A 19,550-nucleotide genomic window follows, 5' to 3' on the forward strand; every position below is an offset into this window, starting at 1 on the left:
CCTAGCGCCCTCTCCCGGGCTGCTGCCCACAGAAATAATCTGACATGCCCAAGCACCTGCTCATCGTCGAATCGCCCGCCAAGGCCAAGACGATCAACAAATACCTCGGCAAGGACTTCACGGTCCTGGCCTCGTATGGGCATGTGCGCGACCTGGTGCCGAAGGAAGGCGCCGTCGATCCGAACAACAACTTCGCGATGCGCTACGACCTCATCGAGAAGAACGAGAAGCACGTCGATGCCATCGTCAAGGCCGCCAAGGGCGCCGACGACATCTTCCTGGCCACCGATCCGGATCGCGAGGGTGAGGCGATCAGCTGGCACATCGCCGAAATCCTCAAGGAACGCGGGCTGGTCAAGGACAAGCCGATGCAGCGCGTGGTCTTCACCGAGATCACCCCGCGCGCCATCAAGGAAGCCATGGGTCACCCGCGCGAGATCGCCGGCGACCTGGTGGATGCCCAGCAGGCACGCCGCGCACTGGACTATCTGGTGGGCTTCAACCTGTCCCCGGTGCTGTGGCGCAAGGTACAGCGCGGCCTGTCCGCCGGCCGCGTGCAGAGCCCGGCGCTGCGCATGATCGTCGAGCGCGAGGAGGAGATCGAAGCCTTCATCGCCCGCGAGTACTGGAGCATCGATGCCGCCTGCGCGCATCCTTCGCAGCCGTTCACCGCGCGCCTGACCAAGCTGGACGGCAAGAAGTTCGAACAGTTCACCGTGACCGACGGCGACACCGCCGAAGCCGCACGCCTGCGCATCCAGCAGGCCGCGCAGGGCGCGCTGCATGTCACCGACGTGGCCAGCAAGGAGCGCAAGCGCCGGCCGGCCCCGCCGTTCACCACCTCCACGCTGCAGCAGGAAGCCTCGCGCAAGCTGGGCTTCACCACCCGCAAGACCATGCAGGTGGCACAGAAGCTGTACGAAGGCGTGGCCATCGGCGAGGAAGAAGGCACCGTCGGCCTGATCTCGTACATGCGTACGGACTCGGTCAACCTGTCCCAGGATGCACTGGCCGAGATCCGCGACGTGATCGCCCGCGATTACGGCATCGCCTCGCTGCCCGACCAGCCCAACACCTACCAGACCAAGTCCAAGAACGCCCAGGAAGCGCATGAAGCGGTGCGCCCGACCTCGGCCCTGCGGACCCCTGCCCAGGTGGCGCGCTTCCTGACCGACGACGAGCGCAAGCTCTACGAACTGATCTGGAAGCGGGCCGTGGCCTGCCAGATGATCCCGGCCACGCTCAACACCGTGAGCGTGGACCTGTCGGCCGGCAGCGAACACGTGTTCCGCGCCAGCGGTACCACCGTGGTGGTGCCCGGCTTCCTGGCCGTGTACGAGGAAGGCAAGGACACCAAGAGCGCCGAAGACGACGACGAAGGCCGCAAGCTGCCGGCGATGAAGCCCGGCGACCGCGTGCCGCTCGATCGCATCGTGGCCGACCAGCATTTCACCCAGCCGCCGCCGCGCTTCACCGAAGCGGCGCTGGTCAAGGCGCTGGAAGAATATGGCATCGGCCGCCCGTCGACCTACGCCTCGATCATCCAGACCCTGCTGTTCCGCAAGTACGTGGAGATGGAAGGCCGCAGCTTCCGTCCGTCCGACGTCGGCCGTGCGGTGTCCAAGTTCCTGTCCAGCCACTTCACCCAGTACGTGGACTACGACTTCACCGCCAAGCTCGAAGACGAGCTCGACGCGGTGTCGCGTGGCGAGGAAGACTGGATTCCGCTGATGGCCCGTTTCTGGGACCCCTTCAGCAAGCTGGTTGAAGAAAAGAACGAATCGGTGGACCGCGCCGAAGCCAGTGGCGCGCGCGAACTCGGCACCGATCCCAAGACCGGCAAGCCGGTCAGCGTGCGGCTGGGTCGCTTCGGGCCGTACGCGGCGATCGGCAGCACTGCCGAGGATGCCGAAGACAAGCCCAAGTTCGCCTCGCTGCGCCCGGGCCAGTCGATGCACACCATTTCCCTGGAAGACGCGCTGGAGCTGTTCCTAATGCCGCGCGCGCTCGGCCAGGACAAGGACGAGGACGTCAGCGTCGGCATCGGCCGCTTCGGTCCGTTCGCCAAGCGCGGCAGCACCTATGCCTCGCTGAAGAAGGAAGACGATCCCTACACGATCGACCTGGCCCGTGCGGTGTTCCTGATCGAAGAGAAGGAAGAGATCGCGCGCAACCGGATCATCAAGGAATTCGAGGGCAGCGACATCCAGGTGTTGAACGGCCGCTTCGGCCCGTACATCAGCGATGGCAGGATGAACGGCAAGATCCCCAAGGATCGTGAGCCGGCCTCGCTGACCCTGGCCGAAGTGCAGCAGCTGATGGAAGAAACCGGCAAGCCGGTGCGCAAGGGCTTCGGCAAAAAGGCGGCCAAGAAGGTAGTGGCCAAGAAGGCCACGGTGAAGAAGGAGGCCGCGCCGAAGAAGGCGGCCGCCAAGAAGGCACCGGCGAAGAAAGCCGCCACCAAGAAGGCCGCAACGAAGAAAACCGCGACCAAGAAGGCGGCCACCAAGAAAGCTGCCAAGAAGACGGTCGCCAAGAAGGCCTGAGTGCCGCCACCGGCGCAGACCCACGCCCGGCGTGGATCTGCGCGGGGATCACCCGGTTGGCACGCCGGGGGCGGATAATACGGGCCTACGCCCACGCCTGCGCTGTTGCCGCCATGAACGAACTCACCCTGGATACCGCCCTGCCCGTGCTCCGCGCCGGCGGCGTAGTGGCTTACCCGACCGAGGCGGTCTGGGGCCTGGGCTGCGATCCCGCCCATGAGGCGGCGGTGATGAAGCTGCTGCAGCTCAAGCAGCGCCCGGTCGAGAAAGGCATGATCCTGGTGGCCGCCGACCTGGCCCAGCTGGACGACTGGGTGCGCCTGCAGGACTTGCCCGCGCAACGCCAGGCCGTGGTGCTGGCCAGCTGGCCCGGTGCGAACACCTGGATCCTGCCGGCCGGCCCACACGCGCCGCGCTGGATCACCGGCGCGCACAGCGGCATTGCCGTGCGCATCAGCGCGCACCCGTTGGTGGCCGCGTTGTGCCAGGCCTGGGGCGGCCCGCTGGTGTCCACCAGCGCCAACCTGGCCGGCAAGCCACCGGCACGGACCCGGGCCGAACTGGACCCGGCGCTGCTGCCGCTGCTGGACGGCCTGGTTGACGGCGATACCGGCGGCCTGGCCCAGCCCACCCCGATCCGCGACGCGCTCAGCGGCCAGGTCCTGCGCAGCTGAGCGGCCACCAGACCCGGGGTTTTGCGCCGCTGCCGGCAAAGCCGCACACTGGGCCCATGCGCCGAACGACCGTCCTTCGCCTGTCCCTGCTGCTGTGCTGCGCCAGCGCGCCCCTGGCCGCGCAGGACGCCGGCAATGTGCGCGTGTACCGGTGCGTGGGCAGCAACGGCGCGGTGTCGCTGCAGGACGCACCCTGCCGCAACGGGCGCCAGGAAGTGCGCGACATGCAACGCCCGCGCGATCCCGCCCCGCGCGTGGTGCGCAGCGACCGCGACCCCACTGCCACGCCGGCACCGGCGGCGCCGCAGCGCGAAGTGCGCCACGTCTACGTGCAGCCGCCGCAACCGCTGTACGAATGCGTGCGCGACGACGGCAGCCGCTATACCAGCGACAGTGGCGAGGGCAATCCGCGCTGGGTACCGATCTGGACCAGCGTGTACCTGCCGTACGGCGGCGGCCATCGTCCGCCCGGCGGTGGCCGCCCGCCGCGTCCGCTGCCGCCGATCGCCCCGATGGGGGCCGGCTCGGGATCGGGCGCGGTCCGCTCCAGTGGTGGCTCGCTGTCGATCTCCGGCGGTGGTCCACACGTGGGCGGCAGCGTCAGCGTGGGCAGCGGCAGCACGCACTGGGAGGGCACCCGCGAGGTCTACCCCGGCACCTACACCGACACCGTGGTTCCCACCGGCAACGTTCTGGTGCGCGACGCGTGCAACCCGCTGCCACAGCAGGACGTCTGCGCGCGCCTGCAGGATCGTCGCTGGGAACTGGTCCGCCAGTACAACAGTGCGCTGCAGGGCCAACGTGATGCGCTCAGCCGTGAGCAGCGCAGCGTGGATGCGCGACTGGAACGCGACTGCCGCTAGCACGTGCTTCAATGCGCACTTCGCTACGCCTTTCGGCTTGTCGCCCCGACCCGATGCCCATCGCTTTCCTGCCGCCCCCGTCCCTGACCCGCCGTGTCGCATTGCGCAGTGGCCTGGCCCTGCTCGCCATGTGGCTGTGCCTGCCAGCGCTGGCGCTTGCCGAGGACGTGGTGCTGTTCCGCTGTACCGCCGCCGATGGCGGCCTCACCGTGCAGAACGCGCCCTGCCCGGCCGGCACCCAGCAACGCATCCAGCGCTTCACCGCCCCGGCCAGCAGCGCCGCTCCGACGGCGCCGTCCACCGCGCCGGTGGCAGCGGCGGTCCCGGCCAGCGCCCCGCCGGCCGTTGCCGCCGGCCTCCTTGAACATGCGCCCCTGCCGGTGCTGCAGGCCGGTGATGTGCAGACCTCGGTAGAGGCCGAAGGCACGGCCATCCTGGACAGCGACGTGGTGCGCCGGCAGGCCCAGCAGCAGGCGGAAGCCGACGCGGTGGCCAAACAGCCGCTCCCGGAGATCTACCAGTGCCAGGGGCGCGAAGGCGGCGGCTACCTGCACGAACGCGAACCGGCGCCGCCGCACTGCGTCTTGATGACCGTCACCGGCCTGGGCGGCACCACCCCGCTCAATGCCGCAGGCTGCGAAGTGATCCGCGATACGTGCGAGCCCGTCCCGGAAGCACAGCGCTGCAACAGCTGGCAGCAGCGCTTCCGCGATGCACGTGGACGGGAGCGCTTTGCCACGCCGGAAAACGCGGCCCTGGCCACGGCCGAACGCGAACGGCTGGCGGGCATCCTCGCCGACAGCGACTGCCCCATCCCCTAACCGTTGGCCGTATGCCCGGCCACATCCGGGTAGAGCCGACCGTTGGTCGGCTGCGCGGCCACATCCGGGTAGAGCCGAACGTTGGTCGGCTGCGCGACCGCATCCGGGTAGAGCCGACCGTTGGTCGGCTGCGCTCCAGACCGTTTATCTGCGTCAGAACCCGTAGCGCAGGAACCCACCGTCCACCGCGATGCATTCACCGGTGACGTAGCTCGACGCCGGCAGGCACAGGAACCCCACCGCGGCTGCCACTTCCTCGGGTTCACCGATGCGGCGCATCGGGGTGCGGTCGATCACTTCTTCGTAGTAGTCCGGGTCGGACAAGGGTCCAGACGTGCGCCGGGTGCGGATGTACCACGGCGCCACCGCGTTGACCCGGATACCGTCTTCGGCCCACTCCACGGCCAGGTTGCGGGTCATCTGGTGCATGGCGGCCTTGGTCATGCCGTACACCGCGCCGCTGCGCACGTGGGTGAGGCCGGACACGCTGCCCACGTTGACGATCGCCGAGGCGGCGTGCCGGGCCAGCAGCGGGTGCGCGTAGCGCGACAGCTCGAACGCCGAGAACAGGTTGGTCTCGAAGATGCCGCGCCATTCGTCTTCGGTGTATTCGGTGGCGGGCTTGGTGATGTTGCCACCGGCGTTGTTGATCAGCAGGTGCAGGCCGTCGCTGTGGTCTTCGACCCAGTCGAGGATCTCGCGTCGGTCTTCGTCGTCGGAGACATCGGCGGCCAGGCCATGGATCTCGCGGTCGGGGAAGGCATCCACCAGTTCATCGCGGGCCATTTCCAGCGCATCCGGATCGCGCCCGACGATCAACAGGTCCGCGCCGAAACCGGCCAGTTCCCGGGCAATCGCCAAGCCGATGCCGGCACTTGCACCGGTGATCAAGGCGGTCTGCCCATCCAATCGCCAACGTTGCGCGCTCACCTGTTTCTCCTGCGGGGAACCCTGCCCCGTGATGCTGCGCACTGCACCATGCGGTGCGCTGCACGCAGGATAGCGCAGCCCCCGCACGCGGTCCGCGCTCATGCAGGCCGGCGGCGACGGTGCGACACTGTTCCCCCCGGCCATCAAGGTGTGCGTGCCATGAACATTCGTGTCGTCCTGCCGCTGACCGCGCTGCTGGCCCTGGCCGGCTGCAACCGACCGGTGCCACCGGCACCGGACAAACCCCCGGAACCGCAGGCCACCGCACTGCGCGATGCCATGCAGCAACCACTGGACAAGGCCAAGTCCGCGCGCGACATGCTGGAAAAGGCGCCCGACACCCGCGCCGCCGACGAAGCGCCCACCGACCGGTAGAGCCACCCCAAAAAAAACCCGGCGTTCGCCGGGTTTTTTCATGGCATGCGCGTTACCGCCTCAGAAGCCGCAGAAGCAGTACGCCAGCGCCTTCACCGGTGCACTCCCGCGCGGGTCGCGGGCCGCATCTTCGACAAAGCGCAGCTGGGTATCCAGCTCCGGCATCGAACGGGCCAGCATCAGCCGCGCCATGCCCGACTCGCCCAGCATCCACGCACCGGCGTGGCTGCCGGCAAAGCCGCTCATGAACTGCGCGAACGGCGTGGCGCCCTTCTCGATGTAGCGCACGCGGACCTTGTCCACCTCGCCCAGCTTGGCACGCTTGGCCGCATCGGCCACGGCAGCCTTCAGACCACCGAACTCGTCGACCAGACCGCGTTCCTTGGCCTGCGCACCGCTCCACACGCGACCGCGGGCAACTTCATCGACTGCCTCGACCGGCTTGTTGCGCGCGTCGGCAACCTTGCCGGTGAAATCGGCGTAGCCCTTGTTGATCACCGACTGGATCACCTGGCCCACGGCCGGGTCCATCGGACGGGTCATGTCGAACGCACCGGCGAAGCGGGTGGTGCCCACGCCATCGGTATGCACGCCGATCTTGTCCAGCGAACGGGCCACGTTGGGGATCATGCCGAAGATGCCGATCGACCCGGTGATGGTCGACGGGTCGGCGTAGATGCGATCGGCGTTCATGCTGATCCAGTACCCACCGGAGGCGGCCAGGTCGCCCATCGACACCACCACCGGCTTGCCGGCCGCCTTCAGCGCCACCACTTCGCGACGGATCTGCTCGGAGGCGAACACTTCACCGCCGGGCGAATCCACGCGCAGCACCACCGCCTTCACGTCCTTGTCGTCGCGGGCTTCACGCAGCAGGGCCGAGGTCGACACGCCACCGACGCGACCGGCCGGCAGGTCACCACCGGCGATTTCACCGGCGGCCACGATCACGGCTACCTGCGGACGCGAATCCACCGGCGAGCGACGGCTGTCCAGCGCGGACAGGTAGGCATCGAGGTTCACGCTGCGGAAGCCGCCGTCGGCGTCTTCGTCGGCGACGCCGCGATCGGTGAGCAGGTCTTCCACTTCCTCGCGCGTCTTCAGCCCGTCCACCAGCTTCTGCTGCAGGGCGAACTTGGCCAGGTCACCCCCGGCGGCGGCGATCCCTTCGGGCATGGTGTCGATGCCGGCGGCCAGCTGCGCGGGGTCCAGCTTGCGTGCCTTGGCGATGTCGGCCAGGTAGCGCTGCCACACATCGTTCATCCAGAACAGGTCGGCTTCCTTGGCCTGCGGCGAGGCGGCGTCGAGCACGTACGGCTCGGCGGCGGACTTGTATTCGCCCACCTTGAACAGATGCACGTCCACGCCCAGCTTGTCCTGCAGGCCGGTGCGGAAGTACTGGCGGTAACGGCCAAGGCCTTCCAGCACCACGCCGCCCATCGGGTCCAGGTAGACCTCGTCGGCCTGCGCGGCCAGCAGGTACTGCGACTGGCTCATGTTCTCGCTGAAGGCCACGACCTGCTTGCCGGCAGCGCGCAGTTCCTGCAGCGCGGCGGCCACTTCGCGCATCGACGCAAAGCCGCTGGGCTGCAGCTTGTCCAGCTCCAGCACCACGCGTTCGATCTTCTTGTCGGTGCGGGCCGCATCCAGCGCGCGGATCAGGTCGCGCAGCTGCACTTCCTCGGCGCTGTTGTCACCGATCGCCTTGGACAGCGCGCGGCTGACCGGGTCGGCGCTGAACTGCTCGACCAGCCGGCCTTCCGGCGCGATCACCAGCGTGGTGCGGTCCTGCAGCGCATTGCCGGCGCTGGCCCCCTTGCCCATCGCCACGACGAACAGGATCAGGATCAACAACAGCAGGCCGAAGAAGACCAGGTTGAGGATCAGCCTGCGGGTAAAGTTCATCACATCCCACAGCCCGATGAAGAAGCTGGCGACGGGATTGCGACGCGCGGGTTGGTTCATGGGGAAAACTCCAGTTGGCTTCTTGCCGTAATGCCAGCATAGCCGGTGCCGGGCAGGCCGGCATCGGACACAAGTAAGGGGGTCCGTCAGGCGGCGGGCGGGAACGCCAGGCCGACCCGGCGGCTGCTGACGCGCAGGCGCCAGGCCATCAGGATGGCGGCGGCGGTCAGGCCCAGGATCAGGCCCAGCCACATGCCCTGCGGGCCCATGCCCAGGCCAAGGCCCAGACCGGCGCCGAGCGGCATGCCCAGGCCCCAGTACGAGAACATGGCGATGAACATCGGCACGCGGGTGTCCTTGAGCCCGCGCAACGCGCCGGCCGAGAGCACCTGCACGCCATCGGGGAACTGGAACGCCGCGGCGTACAGCAGCAGCGTGGAGGCCAGCGCCGCCACGCCCATGTCGGCGGTGTACACCCCGACGATGGCGTCATGGCCGAACAGCAGCACCAGTGCGGACAGCATCTGGGTGCCCAGGATGATCACCAGCCCGGCGATCGCCGCGCGGCGCACGCCCAGCCCGTTGCCGCTGCCCACCGCATGGCCCACGCGCACGGTGGTGGCTTCGGCCACGCCCATCGGGATCATGAAGCACAGCTGCGCCACGTTGATGGCGATCTGGTGCGAGGCCGCTTCGGTAGCGCCCAGGCGACCGATCAGCAGCGCGGTGACGATGAACAGCCCGCCTTCCATCAGCACGGTGATGCCGATCGGCAGGCCGGTCCGCAGCAGGTCCCAGATCGCGGCCCAGCGCGGCAGCTCAAAATGCGAGAACAGCTGCAGGTGCGCGAACCGCTTGGTTTTCCACAGGTAGCCGGCAAAGCACAGCGCCTGGATCCACATCATCGTGGCCGAGGCGATGCCCAGCCCTTCGGCGCCCATTTCCGGCATGCCGAACTTGCCGTAGCAGAGGATGTAGCCCAGCGGTGCCAGGATCACCAGGCCGCCGAAGCCCAGGATCATGGTCGGCAGCGTCCAGTGCATGCCCTCGCTGAGGTAGCGCATGCAGAAATACAGCGTCAGCGCCGGACCGCCCCAACGCACCGCATGCAGGAACGCGGTGGCCCCGGGCACGATGTCCGGGGCGATGCCGAACGCCGGCAGCAGCGGCGGCACCACCGTAAGGAAGGTGAACATGATCAGGCCCAGCCCGAGCGCCAGCCACAGCGCCTGGCGGAACAGCGGGCCGATCTCACGCTCGCGCCCAGCGCCGTGCAGCTGCGACACCGAGGCGGTGAGCGAGATCAGGGTGCCGATCGGGATCAGCATCGGCAGCCACAGCAGCGCGGTGCCGATGGTGACGGCAGCCAGCGTCTGGGTGCCGTGGTGGCCGGCGATGACGTTGTCGACGAAGGAGATCAGGCCGGTGGAAACATGGCCCAGCACCAGCGGCAGCGCGAGCAGGCCGGTGGCGCGCACTTCCTGGGAAAGGCGCGGCGTAGGAGAAGCGATGGACATGGGGATCACGTACGGCAACTGCGGCAGCGCGCGGAGGGCACAGGCACCGGGTTGCGGCCGGTCATCTTACGCGCGTGGCACGGCAAAACCCACGACCGGGGGTGAATGTGCAGTTTGCGACACGATGACGCCGCCGCACTCGCACGCCGCGCTGCGCGGCAGCGTGCGTGCACTCAATGGCCGACGTTCTGCTTCAGCCACGCGTCGCGGGCGCCGGGGGCGAGCGCGAGGAACTGGCTGCGGACCTGGTCGCGCTCCTGCGGTGGGGTGCGCTGCGCCACCAGGCTGAGCTGGGCCAGCTGGTCCAGGCTGAGCTGGCGCAGGGTGGCCAGCGCCGGTTCGCGCTGTTCGGCCGGCAGGTAGCCGAACAAGCCCTGCAGCTTGGGGAAGGCCTGGCCCAGTTGCGGTCCCAGCAGCCAGCCGTCGCGGAAGCGCTGGTCCTGTGCGTCGAAACGCGCGCGCAGCGCCTGCTGCTGGGCCGGCGGCAACGCGGCCATGCGCTGGGCGGCGTCGCGGATGCGCGCCCGCTCCGGTTCCGGCAGTGCCTGCCAGGCGGCGTAGCGGCGGCGCAGTTCCTGCAGTTGGGCCGGGTCGAGCGCGGCGCGGGTGGCCGGAATGGCCGGCGCGGTGGCGGGCGTGGCGACGGCCGGCATTGCGTCGCGTTCGGGCAACGGCAACGGTTGGGAGGCGGCGTTGGCCAACGTGGGCACGGCCAGCAGCAGCGCCACGCGCAGGAAGAGCTTATTCATCGGTGCTGGTCTCCAGCCCGGCCGCCGCCGCTTCGGGGCGGCTGGGCTGCGGCTGTGATTCATCCACCGGCACCGGACCGCCGGCGGCCGACCAGGCATACAGGTCGGCATCGCGCGCCAGGGGCAGGTCCGGGTCGGCCAGCATGGCCGCATCGGTGGCGGCGTGGGCCGGATCGGCCGGCGCGATCACGGGCACGTCATCGGCCGGCAGGGCTTCCACCTGCACCGGGCCGGCATCGGCAACGGCGCCGTCGGGCGCACTTGCGGCCGGGTCGGTCGCGGTGCGGGCATGTTTCCACCAGGCCGCGCCGCCCAGCAGCACGCCAGCGGTGACCGCCACGATCAGCAGCCCCTTCCAGGGGAAGCGGCGCCCGCCCTGGCGGCGCGGGCGGGCACGGGCCGGCGTGGCATCGGCCTTGTGCGGGGTACGCCAGGAGGCGGCATCGTGGTTGGCCGGGGTCGGCGCGGCGACCGGCTGCTGCAGTTTCTGCAGGCGTGACAGCGGCAGGTCGCGCAGGCGCTGCTGCACCTGTTCGGCCAGTGCGCGCCAGCCGGCCGCGTCGGGATGGCCGTGCGCATCGCGCGGGCACGCGTCGGCGAGCGCCTGCTGGTAGTCGGCCACGGGCAGATCGAGGATCTGGGCCGCCGCCGCCTCGTCCAGTCCGCCGCCGATGCGCAGCAGCAGCGCCAGCCGTGCCGGCGGCGGCAGGGCCTGCAGGTGGCCAAGGCCGTCGCCCCAGCGCCCGCCCTCGGCCGGCATGCGGATGGGCGTGCGGTGGGCCAGCAGGATCCAGAATCGGTCGGGCCATTGCGCCATCGGCACATCGCTGGCGATACCGGCGAACGCCCGCATCACCGCCACCAAGGCCTGCTCGGCAACGGCCGGGTCACCGCATTGCAGCTCGGCCACCACCAGGGCGCGGCGCTCAACGCCGCGCAGGAACGCCGACAGCGCGCCGGCTGCGGTTGAAGAAAGGGGGGCCGTCGCAGCCGTCATAGCAACTCCATCATTTGCGGAAATGATAGCGATTGCGCAGCCGATCCGGCATGCCGATATAGGCAGCGTGTGAAGACGGGGCAGCCAGGTTGTGGCTGTCACGGGCGCAGGTTGTGCACAGCATCAAGGAAATGCAGGGTGCGACCGGGTGCGATAGGCACGCTATGCATGTTTCAGCTTTGTTTCACAGCTATCTTATTGAATTTTATAGATATAGTTGTGTGGCTATTTTTTGACCAAGTTGAGGGAGAGGTCGGAACTTCCTGACGCACGGCCCGGAGATCGAGAGTGGCGCACAGACTTATCCACAGAAGATGTGGATAAGCCTGAATCTCTCGACGGGACAGATATTTAGCCGCTATTTAGGTTTGCGCAGTGGACCTCACAAGCGTGTTCAGGGTCGCTGCCGGGGCGGGAACGGGCCGCTACACTGCTGCGATGCCCAGTTCCGATCCGGCCCCCACCCTGTCGCTGACCGGTGGCCCCACGCCCCAGCTGAATGCGCCAACCGTGCAGGTGGCGCTACCGCTGCCCCTGCCCCAGTGGTTCGATTACGCCCCGCCGCCGGGCGAGCCGCCGCAGGCCGGCATGGTCGGGCGCCGGCTGCGGGTGCCGTTCGGCTCGCGCGAGCTGGTCGGGGTGGTGGCGGGCATCGGCGTGGTGGCCGATGGCGGCACGCTGCGCACCGCGCTGGACTGGATCGATGCGCAACCGCTGCTGGGCGGCGAGCTATGGGCCTCGCTGCAGTGGCTGGCGCGCTACACCCACGCCCCGCTGGGCGAGGTGGTCAGCACCGCGCTGCCGGCGCCATTGCGACGTGGCGAGGCGGTACCCGACACCCACCGCTGGGGCTGGCAGCTGACCGCCGACGGCCACGCCCAGCGCGCGCGCCTGCGTGCCGGCACCCGCCCGCAGCGGTTGGGCACGCTGCTGGCCGAGGGCGTGGTGGACGAAGACGTGCTGGACGCACGCATGGAGGACTGGCGCAGCGCCGCCCGCGCCCTGGCCAAGCGCGGCGTGGTCGAGCGGATCGCGCTGGACCATCAGGTGCCGGTTGCGCAGGCCAGCGCCGGCCCACCGCCCAACCCCGAGCAGGCGGCCGCGATCGCCGCGATCACCCGCGCGACAGGCTTCGGTGCCTACCTGCTGGACGGGGTCACCGGCAGCGGCAAGACCGAGGTGTACCTGCAGGCCATCGTGGACTGCCTGGCACGCGGCCGGCAGGCGCTGGTGCTGGTGCCGGAAATCGGCCTGACCCCGCAGACGCTGGCGCGCTTCCGCACCCGCCTGGGTATTCCGGTGCACGTGCTGCATTCGGGCTTGAACGATAACGAGCGCGCACGCGTGTGGGCTGCCGCATCGCGCGGCGAAGCGCAGGTGATCGTGGGCACGCGCTCGGCGATCTTCACCCCGCTGCCCAACGCCGGGCTGATCGTGGTGGATGAAGAACACGACGGCAGCTACAAACAGCAGGATGGCATCCGCTACCACGCGCGCGATTTCGCCCTGGTGCGGGCCAAGGCGCTGGACGTGCCGGTGGTGCTGGGCAGTGCCACGCCGTCGCTGGAATCGCTGCACAACGCGCAGGCCGGCCGTTACACCCACCTGCGCCTGAAAGTGCGCGCCGGCGATGCCCGGCCGCCGCGGGTGCGAGTGCTGGACGTGCGCAAGCGACCGCTGCGCGATGGGCTGTCGCCCGAGGTGCTGCAGGGCATTGCCGAGCACCTGCAGGCCGGCCACCAGGTGCTGGTGTTCAAGAACCGGCGCGGGTATGCGCCGGTGCTGCTGTGCCACGACTGCGGCTGGACCGCGCCGTGCCAGCGCTGCGATGCGCCGATGACCGTGCACGCCGGCGGCCGCCGCCTGCAGTGCCACCACTGCGGCGCGCGCCAGTCCGCGCCATTGGCCTGCCCCGATTGCGGCAGCCTGGCGCTGCAGCCGCAGGGCATTGGTACCGAGCGATTGGAAGAACACCTGGTCGATGCGTTCGCCGATTACCCGGTGATCCGCATCGACCGCGGCACCACCAGCCGCCGCGATGCGCTGGAAACCCAGCTGGCAACGCTGGGCGACCGTGCCGGGATCCTGGTGGGCACGCAGATCCTGGCCAAGGGCCACGACCTGCCGAAGCTGACGCTGGTGGTGGTGGTGGGCATCGATGAAGGCCTGTTCTCTGCCGATTTCCGCGCCAGCGAGAAGCTGGCCCAGCAGTTGATCCAGGTGGCCGGGCGCGCCGGGCGCGCCACCGATCCGGGCGAGGTGTGGCTGCAGACCCACCACCCCGGGCACCCGTTGCTGGAGACGCTGGTCAATGGCGGTTACCACGCCTTTGCCGACGCCGAGTTGCAGCAGCGCGAAGCGGCCGGCTTTCCACCGTTCGCGCACCTGGCGCTGCTGCGCGCCGAGTCGCAGCAGGTGGAACACGCCAACGCGATGCTCAGCGCGGTGCGCGGGCTGATTCCCGACGATGCCGCAGTGGAACGTTACGGCCCGATGCCCGCACCGATGCCGCGCCGCGCCGGGTACCAGCGTACCCAGCTGTTGCTGTCCGCGCCGGCGCGCCGGCCGCTGCACGGCGTGCTGGACCTGATCACCCCGCAGATCCACGCGCTGCCGCAGGCACGCAAGGTGCGCTGGTCGCTGGATGTGGATCCGACGGATCTGTACTAGGTAGGTGCCGACCGTGGGTCGGCACACCACGTCCGCCATCGTTGCATCGCATGCGCGGGCCGTGTGCGGACCAACGGTCCGCACCTACCATGTGCCACCCATCCGGTATGTTTCATCCATCCGGTATGTTTCATCCATCCGGTAGGTGTCACCCATCCGGCAGGTGCCGACCGTTGGTCGGCACGGCGCGTCAGGTCAATGCGGTCATGACGCCGCGCTGGTACGCGGGGCGCTGCTTGAGGCGCTCGTACCAGGCCGCCAGGTGCGGCAACTGCGGGCGCTGGATCGGCATTTCGAACCAGGCATAGATGAAGGCGCCCAGCGGGATATCGCCCATGGCGAAGTCGTCGCCGGACAGCCACGGCTGCCGCGACAGCGCATCGTCGGCCATGGCCAGCAGTTCGCCCGAACGTACCAGCGCGGTGGCGATACGCGCTTCATCGCGATCGGCCGGCGCGGTGCGCAGGGTGCCCCAGAACAGGTCGCGGAACACGCCCGAGAACGCGGAGGTGGTCCAGTCCATCCATTTCTCCGACTGCGCGCGTGCCACCACGTCTTCGGGGTACAGCGTGCCCAGCGCGTAACGCGCGGCCAGGTAACGCACGATGGTGTTGGATTCCCACAGCGGCAGGCCATGGTCTTCGATCAACGGCACCAGACCGTTGGGGTTCATCGCCCGGTATTCCGGCGACTGGGTGCCGCCGAAGGCACCGCCGACCTGGATCGACTCGTAGGGCACGGCGATTTCCTCGGCACACCAGAGGACTTTGCGCACGTTGCTCGAATTGTGGCGGCCCCAGATCTTCAGCATGGTTGGTTTCCCGGTTCGGACAGAAGCGGCGCCACAGCACCGCGCGGTGGCGCTACGATACGCCGGTCGGCGGCGTGGCCGTCACCTCATGGACGAAATGCAATGTTTGCGCAGATCCTTGAAATCAGTCTGTTGTGCCTGGGTATCGTGCTGCTGGTCGTAGGCTACCGCCGTCATCATCGCAACCTGATGCTGGCCGCCGCGCTGGTGCTGATGTCGTTCGGCACGCTGCAGGATTTTGGCCGCGGTGTCATCGACGGCTACCAGCAGTCCGACGCGCGCACGCTGTCGGTATTGCACGCCACGCACTGACCGGGACCCCGCCGTGCATCACTTGGCCGCCTTGGCCGCGCCCTTCTTTGGCAGCGCGCGGACATAGGTGGATTTGCCGTCTTTCTTCATCTCGAACAAACCGGTGGCGGCCAGCAGTTCGCTGAGCTTGCCGTAGCCGTAGTTGCGCGAATCGAACGAGGCCTGGTTGCCGATCTGGCTGCCCACCGGGCCCAGGTGCGACCAGCCATCGTCGGCTTCGGCCGAGGCCACCGCACTGCGCAGCATCTGCACCAACCGGGTGTCGCTGCGCAGCTCGGGGCCACTCTTGCGCGGCCGGGTTTCCTCGTTGCCGTGCTCGACCTCCGGATCTGCCGCCAGGTCCTGCCCCAGCGCTTCCAGGTAGGTGAACTTGGAGCAGGCATTGACGAACGGCTCGGGGGTTTTCTTCTCTCCGAATCCGTACACCTTGACCCCGTCGGTAAGCAGGCGCATCACCAGCGGGGTGAAGTCGGCATCGCTGGAGACGATCGCAAACCCGTCCAGGTTGCGTGCGTATAGCAGGTCCATGCCATCGATCACCATCGCCATGTCCGAGGCGTTCTTGCCCCGGCTGTAGGCGAACTGCTGGATCGGGCGGATCGCATAGGCATGCAGCACCGATTCCCAGCCTTTCAGCGCCGGGCTCTTCCAGTTGCCGTAGGCGCGGCGCACGTTGGCCACGCCATAGCGCGCCACCTCGGCCAGCACCACGTCGATCTTCGACGACGGTGCGTTGTCGGCATCGATCAGCAGGGCGATGCGCTTTTCCGGTTCGGTCATGTCAGCCTCCAGAGCGATGCGACCACCGCCGCCTGCCAGCGCGACGGCCCCTGAACCCAGTATCTGTCATCGGCGTGAACATCGTGCTTCACGTGCGACGATATGCCGCGTCGACCATGAACCCATGGGCCGGAGGGCCGGCCCCCGCCAAGGAGTCCTTGCATGACCCGCGATACCCTGCCCCACCTGGTGATCATCGGTGGAGGCTTCGCCGGCCTCTGGGCCACCCGGGCATTGGCCAGCGCGCGTGTGCGCATCACCCTGGTAGACCGCCGCAACCACCATCTGTTCCAGCCACTGCTGTACCAGGTGGCCACCGCCGGCCTGTCGGCGCCGGATATCGCCGCGCCGCTGCGCCACATCCTGGGCGACCAGCGCAACGTGGAAGTGCGCCTGGGCGAAGTGACCTCGATCGACAAGCAGGCCCGGCAGATCACCCTGGCCGACGGCAGCGCGCTGGGCTATGACACCCTGATGCTGTGCACGGGTGCCACCCACGCCTACTTCGGCCATGACGAATGGGCCGCCGATGCGCCAGGGCTGAAGACCCTGGACGATGCCATCGCACTGCGCCGGAAGCTGCTGCTGGCCTTCGAGCGCGCCGAGGCCGAGCCCGATCCGGCCCGCAAGGCCGCCTGGCTCAGCTTCGCGGTCGTCGGCGGCGGCCCCACCGGGGTGGAACTGGCCGGCACCCTGGCCGAGATTGCCCGGCACACACTGCGCAACGAATTCCGCCACATCGACCCGGCCAGCGCCAAGGTGCGCCTGGTGGAAGCCGGCCCGCGCGTGCTGTCGACCTTCCCCGAGGTGCTGTCGTTGAAAGCGCGCCGCCAGCTCGAAAAACTGGGCGTGGAAGTGCTCACCGGTACGCCGGTCAGCGACATCAACGGCGACGGCTTCCAGCTGGGCAACCAGTTCGTGCCGGCGCGCACCGTGGTGTGGGCCGCCGGCGTGGCCGCCTCGCCGCTGGCACGGACACTGGCAGTGCCGCTGGACCGCGCCGGCCGTGTGCCGGTACAGCCCGACCTGACCATCGAAGGCCACCCGGAGATCTTCGTCGCCGGCGACCTGGCCGCGCTCAGCCAGGCCGACGGCCGGCCGGTGCCCGGCGTGGCACCGGCAGCCAAGCAGATGGGCAAGCACGTGGCGGCGATCATCCGCGCGCGGCTGGAGGACAAACCGGCGCCGGGCCCGTTCAAGTACCAGGACTTCGGCAACCTGGCCACGATCGGGCGCATGGCGGCCATCGTGCACCTGGGCAGGCTGCAGTTGTCCGGCGTGCTGGCCTGGTGGTTCTGGCTGGCCGCACACGTGTTCTTCCTGATCGGCTTCCGCAACCGCATCGTGGTGCTGCTCAACTGGGCGGTGGCGTACTGGAGCTACCAGCGCAGTGCGCGGATCATCTTCGGGGATGACCGTGAGGACCGCAGGCCGAAGCTGCCCAGCGACACCCCGCCGCCGCCCACGCCATGAGCAACCGCGAAACCTGTCCGGGCTGCGCGGCCGTGTTCGACAGCCGCAGGGCATTGGTGCGCAGCGGTGTGCCGATGTTCTTCAACGCGATCACCCCGCGCCACGTGCAGATGCAGGTGCGTTGTCCGAACTGCGGGCACCACTTCGCTGCCAGCGCGCTGCGCCTGTTCGGCGTGCTGTCACCGGCGGGGCTGCGCTGGGTGCTGGTGGGCATTCTGGTGGTGTGCGTATTCCTGATGTTCGTGCTGCCGCCGCGTTAGGGGTGAACCCATCGCGGTGACTTCGCCCCGGTGCATCAGCTTTCCATCGCGATCCCGTCGACCTCGCCGGCTTCATCGAAGTGCACCGACACCACGTAGTTGGTGACGTCCCCCGGCAGGGTGAAATCGAAATACTCGCTCTCGTTTTCGCCCCAGGCCGACTTGAATTCCAGCAGGCCGATGATGGCGGCCGACGTCGGCGCAACGTCGCCCAGGTGCTGCTGCCAATAGCTGGGCGGCAGTTCGTCGCGGTGGTGGTCGGCGAACAGATCCACGCCGTCTTCGCCGGCTTCGGTGCCCACGGCCTGCTGGATGGCGGCCAGTGCCTGCGCCTGTCGTTGTGCGGTTGTATCGGTCATGTGGCGTCCTTGTCGGCAGGGGTGCAATGCGGGCTTGCATTGTGGAAACGCGCGGGGCTCATGGCATGATCGCGATGACGTGGCGGGCGGTCAATCGCGCGCGTTCGTCTCCCGCAGACTATTCGAGTCTTTCCCGCTCTTCTTCGATATCGGCCTTCAGCGTGGCAGGCTCCACGGTGGCGCCCTGGCCGTGTTCGTCGGGCAGGACACAGACCCGCCGACCGTCACCGGCAAGGCCGGGCAGCCAGCGCTCCAGGAAGGCGTGCAGCGCGATCCTTTCCGGCCACGTGTTCGACCAGCTGCCTACCGCCGCACGTTCGGCGAACGCGCGGAACGGCCAGAACGGTGCCACCTGTTCACCCGCATCGGTGGCCGACATCACCCAGCCATCGGCGTTGCGCAATCCCCACACTTCTTCCCAGTCGGCCACGCGATTGACGAAATAGGCGTAGCGCTTCTCCGGCCGTGCACGCAGCACGGCATCGACCTCGCTCGGCCCGAACCGATACCCCGCCTCGCTATCGCCGTGCGTGGTCGTCACTTTGCTGTTGCCTTGGGTTTGCTGTACCACAGCGCATTGACGATGATCCAACGCGCGCCGAACCGGCCCATGTGGAAGTAGTCCACGAACCACGGCGTTTCCAACCGCACCGAGGCGGCGTTGCCGGTGACGTCGAGCAGCGTGCAGCTGCGCTTCCACTGGTCTTTCGGGGTTTTCAATGCGCCCTGCCGGGTGAGTTCCACCAGCTCTTCCTTCGACATCCGGCGCAGGCCGAGGCGCTCATCCGGGGTGTCGCCGAGGATCGCGCGCTTGGCCAGGTCCGGGTGCAGCGAACGCGCCACGCGGGCCGGGTCGCCTTCGAGCTGGCCGTCCACGTAGTCCAGGCAGGTGGCTTCGATCGCGGCACGCGTGGCGGGATCGATGGCGGGGGTGGCCGATGGAGTAGCGCCGACAAGGGCGAGCAGCAGGGCAAGCGGGGTCATCGCAGGGGTTCATCCGGTAGAGAGAGGAGGATCAGCGCGCCTGGAACAGCCCCATCTCGTCCAGGCCCTGCTGCATGTACATGAAGGCGGCCGCCTCGTCGCTCATTGGCTCGCCCTGCGGCCAACTGTCCAACCAGGCCGTGATCGCCGCATTGTGCGGGTTGACCGCATCGGCCAGCGCCTTCTTCTTCGCCGGGCTCTCCCCCTCCTGCAGCATCTCGCGGAGGACGTCATCGCCGATGCCCCAGTATTCGGCCAGCGGCACCAGGCCACGAAGGTTGGCAGGTACCTTGCCCGGGTCGAGCGAGATGCGCGCGGCCGCTATGGCATCGGGGGCGTAGGCGGCACGGAAGGAATCGGCCGGGGCGATGTCGCCATACCGCAGTGCGTTCACGGGCGTGGCCGCCGATGCAGGCGCGGCGATCACCAGGCCGAACAGCAGTGCGGGGAACGACAGGAGCCACGCCATGCGCGGTCGTGACAGCGGCTTTCGTTGGAGATCGAACATCCTGGTTCCCTCCCTG

General features: G+C 68.6%; 20 protein-coding genes. 9 read left to right on the forward strand and 11 right to left on the reverse strand.

What is annotated here, in order from left to right; genetic code table 11:
* The first annotated feature begins 44 nt into the window (after positions 1 to 44).
* From GQ674_RS17025 to GQ674_RS17040, 4 genes are all read left to right on the forward strand, one after another.
* Positions 45 to 2,546: a DNA topoisomerase I gene (locus GQ674_RS17025; protein ID WP_128096327.1), complete on the forward strand. Its 2,502-nt coding sequence runs from the start codon at positions 45 to 47 to the stop codon at positions 2,544 to 2,546.
* 113 nt (positions 2,547 to 2,659) lie between these two features.
* Positions 2,660 to 3,220 (forward strand): Sua5/YciO/YrdC/YwlC family protein, encoded by a 561-nt coding sequence (locus GQ674_RS17030; protein ID WP_159498005.1) that lies wholly within the window; start codon positions 2,660 to 2,662, stop codon positions 3,218 to 3,220.
* Between the two features lie 56 nt (positions 3,221 to 3,276).
* Entirely contained in the window at positions 3,277 to 4,083 is an 807-nt protein-coding gene (locus GQ674_RS17035) for a DUF4124 domain-containing protein (protein WP_236546113.1), read from the forward strand.
* A 53-nt stretch (positions 4,084 to 4,136) separates the two neighbouring features.
* Positions 4,137 to 4,904 carry a hypothetical protein gene (locus GQ674_RS17040; protein WP_328803807.1) on the forward strand — a complete coding sequence of 256 codons (768 nt, stop codon included), beginning with the start codon at positions 4,137 to 4,139 and terminating at the stop codon, positions 4,902 to 4,904.
* A gap of 153 nt (positions 4,905 to 5,057) precedes the next feature.
* Here the strand turns inward: GQ674_RS17040 and GQ674_RS17045 are convergent, their stop codons facing one another.
* Positions 5,058 to 5,834 (reverse strand): SDR family oxidoreductase, encoded by a 777-nt coding sequence (locus GQ674_RS17045; protein WP_038691757.1) that lies wholly within the window; start codon positions 5,832 to 5,834, stop codon positions 5,058 to 5,060.
* Positions 5,835 to 5,993: 159 nt separating this feature from the next.
* On the opposite strand from GQ674_RS17045, the gene GQ674_RS17050 reads away from it, so the two are divergent.
* A complete protein-coding gene (locus GQ674_RS17050; RefSeq protein WP_236546114.1) occupies positions 5,994 to 6,209 on the forward strand; it encodes a hypothetical protein in 216 nt (71 codons plus the stop codon).
* A gap of 60 nt (positions 6,210 to 6,269) precedes the next feature.
* Here GQ674_RS17050 and sppA read toward each other — a convergent pair whose 3' ends face one another.
* From sppA to GQ674_RS17070, 4 genes are all read right to left on the reverse strand, one after another.
* Complete coding sequence (sppA, locus tag GQ674_RS17055; RefSeq protein ID WP_159498006.1) at positions 6,270 to 8,174, reverse strand: signal peptide peptidase SppA; 1,905 nt, start codon at positions 8,172 to 8,174, stop codon at positions 6,270 to 6,272.
* A gap of 86 nt (positions 8,175 to 8,260) precedes the next feature.
* Positions 8,261 to 9,631: an MATE family efflux transporter gene (locus tag GQ674_RS17060; protein ID WP_159498007.1), complete on the reverse strand. Its 1,371-nt coding sequence runs from the start codon at positions 9,629 to 9,631 to the stop codon at positions 8,261 to 8,263.
* Positions 9,632 to 9,804: 173 nt separating this feature from the next.
* Positions 9,805 to 10,380, reverse strand: coding sequence for a DUF3106 domain-containing protein (locus tag GQ674_RS17065; RefSeq protein ID WP_159498008.1), 576 nt, complete (start codon positions 10,378 to 10,380; stop codon positions 9,805 to 9,807).
* Positions 10,373 to 11,377, reverse strand: coding sequence for a hypothetical protein (locus tag GQ674_RS17070; protein ID WP_159498009.1), 1,005 nt, complete (start codon positions 11,375 to 11,377; stop codon positions 10,373 to 10,375). The genes GQ674_RS17065 and GQ674_RS17070 overlap by 8 nt, the downstream gene beginning before the upstream one ends.
* 438 nt (positions 11,378 to 11,815) lie before the next feature.
* On the opposite strand from GQ674_RS17070, the gene GQ674_RS17075 reads away from it, so the two are divergent.
* Positions 11,816 to 14,047: a primosomal protein N' gene (locus tag GQ674_RS17075; protein ID WP_159498010.1), complete on the forward strand. Its 2,232-nt coding sequence runs from the start codon at positions 11,816 to 11,818 to the stop codon at positions 14,045 to 14,047.
* A gap of 190 nt (positions 14,048 to 14,237) precedes the next feature.
* On the opposite strand, the gene GQ674_RS17080 is transcribed toward GQ674_RS17075, so the two are convergent.
* Positions 14,238 to 14,858 (reverse strand): glutathione S-transferase, encoded by a 621-nt coding sequence (locus GQ674_RS17080; protein WP_159498011.1) that lies wholly within the window; start codon positions 14,856 to 14,858, stop codon positions 14,238 to 14,240.
* A gap of 102 nt (positions 14,859 to 14,960) precedes the next feature.
* Between GQ674_RS17080 and GQ674_RS17085 the strand changes: the two genes are divergently transcribed.
* Positions 14,961 to 15,170 (forward strand): hypothetical protein, encoded by a 210-nt coding sequence (locus tag GQ674_RS17085; protein ID WP_159498012.1) that lies wholly within the window; start codon positions 14,961 to 14,963, stop codon positions 15,168 to 15,170.
* 18 nt (positions 15,171 to 15,188) lie between these two features.
* On the opposite strand, the gene GQ674_RS17090 is transcribed toward GQ674_RS17085, so the two are convergent.
* Complete coding sequence (locus GQ674_RS17090) at positions 15,189 to 15,950, reverse strand: NYN domain-containing protein (RefSeq protein ID WP_038685954.1); 762 nt, start codon at positions 15,948 to 15,950, stop codon at positions 15,189 to 15,191.
* A gap of 162 nt (positions 15,951 to 16,112) precedes the next feature.
* On the opposite strand from GQ674_RS17090, the gene GQ674_RS17095 reads away from it, so the two are divergent.
* Positions 16,113 to 17,423, forward strand: a complete 1,311-nt coding sequence (locus GQ674_RS17095; protein WP_159498013.1) for an NAD(P)/FAD-dependent oxidoreductase — start codon at positions 16,113 to 16,115, stop codon at positions 17,421 to 17,423.
* Entirely contained in the window at positions 17,420 to 17,683 is a 264-nt protein-coding gene (locus GQ674_RS17100) for a hypothetical protein (RefSeq protein ID WP_159498014.1), read from the forward strand. Before GQ674_RS17095 ends, GQ674_RS17100 begins: the two co-directional genes overlap by 4 nt.
* A 35-nt stretch (positions 17,684 to 17,718) precedes the next feature.
* Here GQ674_RS17100 and GQ674_RS17105 read toward each other — a convergent pair whose 3' ends face one another.
* The 4 genes from GQ674_RS17105 to GQ674_RS17120 all read right to left on the reverse strand — a co-directional run bounded on the left by GQ674_RS17105 (position 17,719) and on the right by GQ674_RS17120 (position 19,495).
* Positions 17,719 to 18,042, reverse strand: coding sequence for a DUF2004 domain-containing protein (locus GQ674_RS17105; RefSeq protein ID WP_159498015.1), 324 nt, complete (start codon positions 18,040 to 18,042; stop codon positions 17,719 to 17,721).
* 118 nt (positions 18,043 to 18,160) lie between these two features.
* Positions 18,161 to 18,583, reverse strand: coding sequence for a DUF2750 domain-containing protein (locus tag GQ674_RS17110; protein ID WP_159498016.1), 423 nt, complete (start codon positions 18,581 to 18,583; stop codon positions 18,161 to 18,163).
* Entirely contained in the window at positions 18,580 to 19,026 is a 447-nt protein-coding gene (locus tag GQ674_RS17115; RefSeq protein ID WP_159498017.1) for a nuclear transport factor 2 family protein, read from the reverse strand. Before GQ674_RS17115 ends, GQ674_RS17110 begins: the two co-directional genes overlap by 4 nt.
* 31 nt (positions 19,027 to 19,057) lie before the next feature.
* On the reverse strand, positions 19,058 to 19,495 hold the full coding sequence (locus GQ674_RS17120; RefSeq protein WP_159498018.1) for a hypothetical protein: 438 nt from the start codon (positions 19,493 to 19,495) through the stop codon (positions 19,058 to 19,060).
* Between the last annotated feature and the right edge of the window lie 55 nt (positions 19,496 to 19,550).

Origin of the sequence: Stenotrophomonas sp. 364 (assembly GCF_009832905.1) — a bacterium.
GTDB classification, from domain to species: domain Bacteria; phylum Pseudomonadota; class Gammaproteobacteria; order Xanthomonadales; family Xanthomonadaceae; genus Stenotrophomonas; species Stenotrophomonas maltophilia_AP.